General features: G+C 66.4%; 3 protein-coding genes. 1 reads left to right on the forward strand and 2 read right to left on the reverse strand.

The annotated features are described in order from the left end of the window. Window positions 1-97: 97 nt before the first annotated feature. Window positions 98-1,099 carry an NADP-dependent oxidoreductase gene (locus PMI38_RS25830; RefSeq protein ID WP_008100982.1) on the reverse strand — a complete coding sequence of 334 codons (1,002 nt, stop codon included), beginning with the start codon at window positions 1,097-1,099 and terminating at the stop codon, window positions 98-100. A gap of 172 nt (window positions 1,100-1,271) precedes the next feature. On the opposite strand from PMI38_RS25830, the gene PMI38_RS25835 reads away from it, so the two are divergent. Continuing rightward, entirely contained in the window at window positions 1,272-2,033 is a 762-nt protein-coding gene (locus tag PMI38_RS25835) for an SDR family oxidoreductase (protein ID WP_008100985.1), read from the forward strand. 134 nt (window positions 2,034-2,167) lie between these two features. On the opposite strand, the gene PMI38_RS25840 is transcribed toward PMI38_RS25835, so the two are convergent. Continuing rightward, window positions 2,168-3,322 carry an MFS transporter gene (locus PMI38_RS25840; RefSeq protein ID WP_008100987.1) on the reverse strand — a complete coding sequence of 385 codons (1,155 nt, stop codon included), beginning with the start codon at window positions 3,320-3,322 and terminating at the stop codon, window positions 2,168-2,170. Window positions 3,323-3,373 lie beyond the last annotated feature (51 nt).

Raw genomic sequence — 3,373 nt, forward strand, 5'->3', positions numbered from 1 at the left:
CCGGCGATAAGGCCGGGTCAGGTAAACACCGGTTCCGGCCCTATCGCCGGCAAGCCGGCTCCCACGGGGGGGAGGTGCCGAGCCCCTGCTTTCGGGTTCAGACCTTCAGCACCAACTTGCCGAAATTCTCCCCGCTGAACAGCTTGAGCAAGGTCTCCGGGAACGTCTCCAGCCCGTCCACCACATCCTCCTTGCTCTTGACCTTGCCGCTGGCCAGCCACCCGGCGATCTCATGCGCCGCCTTGCCATAGTCCTTGGCGTGGTCCATCACCACGAAGCCTTCCATCCGCGCACGGTTCACCAGCAACGCCAGGTAGTTTGCCGGGCCTTTGACCGCTTCCTTGTTGTTGTACTGGCTGATGGCGCCGCAGATGACGATGCGGGCCTTGAAGTTGATGCGGGTAAGCACCGCGTCGAGGATCTCGCCGCCGACGTTATCGAAATACACATCCACGCCCTTGGGGCATTCGCGCTTGAGGCCGGCGAGCACGTCCTCGGCCTTGTAGTCGATGACGCCGTCGAACCCCAGTTCATCCTTGAGGTACTGGCACTTCTGCGCGCCACCGGCAATGCCGACCACGTGGCAGCCCTTGAGCTTGGCGATCTGGCCAACGATGCTGCCCACCGCGCCTGCTGCACCGGAAATCACCACGGTATCGCCGGCCTTGGGTTGGCCCACTTCGAGCAGGGCGAAATAGGCCGTCATGCCAGTCATGCCCAGGGCCGACAGGTAGCGGGGCAGGGGAGCAAGCCGGGGGTCGATCTTGTGCAGGCCCTGGGGCTCGCCAGTGAAATAGTCCTGTACCCCCAGGGCGCCGCTGACGTGGTCGCCGGCTTTGTAGTCAGGGTGCCGGGAGGCCACCACTTCGCCCACGCCGAGCGCGCGCATCACCTGGCCGAGGGCCACAGGGGGGATGTACGACTTGCCTTCGTTCATCCAGCCGCGCATGGCCGGGTCCAGCGACAGGTACAGGTTGCGCACCTGGATCTGCCCCTCGGCCGGTGCTTCGGCGGGTACTGTCTCGAAGGTGAAGTCGTCGCGGCGCACGGCGCCGACCGGACGTTTGGCTAGCAGGAAGCGGCGGTTGGTCTGGGTCATGGCAGGTCCTTGAGGGCGGTAGGCGAAAGCGATGAATTTAGCCTGCTGATGCAGGGAGGTGCGCAAAATCACTGGTAAGCATGGTAGCCCAACCGTTGCCCTGATGATGCTGCCCAGCCGGGTGGTGGGCTGACTAGACTCATGGCCGATATTTCACGATCAGGAGCGAACCATGAGCATGACCTTTTCCGGCCAGGTAGCCCTGGTCACCGGCGGCGCGGCAGGTATCGGCCGGGCAACGGCCCTGGCCTTTGCCCGCGAAGGCCTGAAGGTGGTGGTGGCCGACCTCGACCCGGTCGGCGGCGAGGCCACGGTGGCGCAAATCGTCGAGGCCGGTGGCCAGGCGCTGTTCGTGGCGTGTGACGTGACCCAGGATGGCCAGGTGCGCCAGTTGCATGAGCGCGTCATCCAGGCCTACGGTCGCCTGGACTACGCCTACAACAATGCAGGCATCGAGATCGAACAGGGCCGTTTGGCCGAGGGCAGCGAAGCAGAGTTCGACGCGATCATGGGCGTCAACGTCAAAGGCGTGTGGTTGTGCATGAAGTATCAACTGCCGTTGCTCTTGGCCCAGGGCGGCGGGGCGATCGTGAATACCGCGTCGGTGGCCGGGCTGGGCGCGGCGCCGAAGATGAGCATCTACAGCGCGTCCAAGCACGCGGTGATCGGCCTGACCAAGTCGGCGGCCATCGAGTACGCCAAGAAGGGCATCCGGGTGAATGCGGTGTGCCCTGCAGTGATCGATACCGACATGTTCCGCCGGGCCTATGAGGCTGACCCGCGCAAGGCCGAATTCGCCGCAGCCATGCACCCGGTCGGGCGCATCGGCAAGGTCGAGGAGATCGCCAGCGCGGTGCTGTACCTGTGCAGTGATGGCGCGGCGTTCACCACGGGGCACAGCCTGACCGTGGATGGCGGGGCGACTGCAATCTGAAGCTCGCCACAGAAGCTCCAGGCCTGTAGAGAATCCTGTGGGAGCCGGCTTGCCGGCGATAGGGCCCGAACCGGTATTTGCCTGCCCTGGCCTCATCGCCGGCAAGCCGGCTCCCACAAGGGGGAATGTGCTTTTCAGCAGGATTGCGCAAGCGGGCTTGCCCGCGCAGACAGCACCAATGCCAGTGCGACCGCTGCACACCCCAGCACCAGCACGCCACCAAACGCCAGCAACGCCACGCGCGGCCCCAGCTGGTCACTCAGCACCCCGGTAAAGATCACCGGCACACTGAACCCAAGATACGCCAGCAGGAAGAACCCGGCGCTGCCCCGGGTCTTCTCGCTTCCTGCCAGCTGGCTCACCGCCGCCAGCCCGCCCAGGTAGATGAACCCATAGCACGCGCTGCTCGCCGCCACCGCCCCCAGCAGCACGGCGCCCAGTTGCCCGCGGTCAGCACCCCAGGCCAGCAGCGCATAGCTGCACGGCAAAATTCCCAGGCCCAGCAACGTAGCCTTGGCGCAGGCCATACGCCGTGCCAGTGGCTGGAACAGCAGGCCACAGCTGATCACGCAGAAGGTCGAAAAGCCTGACCACGCACTCAGGCCGTGCTGGCGCAGAATCCCTGGCAGCAGGGCGATGACCAGCCCGACACAGGCCCAGGCCAGCAGAATGGCCAGGCCATACACCACGCTGCCGGTTGGGTAGCCAGGCAAGCGCAGCATGGCGCTGCGTTGCGTCGGGCGTGGGTCGGGCAGGCGCCAGACCAGCGCCAGGGCCACGGCAGCAAGCGCCAGCTGCAGGTGGAAGCTGCCCGGCGTGAGGCTCGGGCCGCGCAGCAGGAACAGGCTGGTCAGCGCCGCGCCCAGGCCAAAGCCCAGCGAGGTGCTGGCGGTCACCCAGTTGGCAGCGCGGGCACTGCTGTCGGCGCCCATCAGTTCGCCCATGTAGGCCGTGGCGGTGGCCGAGGCGAGGCCGGTGCCAAGGCCCAGGCACAGGCGGGCCATGCCCAGGGTCTGCAGGCTGGGGGCCAGCAGCATGAGCAGGGTGGCGAGCATCGACAGCAGCAGCGCGGCGAGGATCAGTGGCCGGCGCCCGATCCGGTCGGCCAGGCCGCCGAGGGCCAGCAGCACGGGCAGTACACCCAGGACATAGCCGGAGAAGGCCACGGCGGTGGCAGTGGCGCCTTGCCCGGAGAGGTCGGCGTAGGTGATGTAGAGCGGGGCCTGCAGGTTGACCGCGAGGGTGATCAGGCACAGGGCGAACGCCAGCAGGGCGGGGTTGGAGGGCATGGGGCTGATCCTGGTTTTTGAGTTGTCTGTATCGGCCCTATCGCCGGCAAG

Source organism: Pseudomonas sp. GM84 (genome assembly GCF_000282535.1).
GTDB lineage: Bacteria > Pseudomonadota > Gammaproteobacteria > Pseudomonadales > Pseudomonadaceae > Aquipseudomonas.

Coding starts and splice junctions, on each gene's coding strand:
- PMI38_RS25830 (WP_008100982.1), bottom strand. CDS start 1,099: ATGACCCAGACCAACCGCCGCTTCCTGCTAGCCAAACGTCCGGTCGGC.
- PMI38_RS25835 (WP_008100985.1), top strand. CDS start 1,272: ATGAGCATGACCTTTTCCGGCCAGGTAGCCCTGGTCACCGGCGGCGCG.
- PMI38_RS25840 (WP_008100987.1), bottom strand. CDS start 3,322: ATGCCCTCCAACCCCGCCCTGCTGGCGTTCGCCCTGTGCCTGATCACC.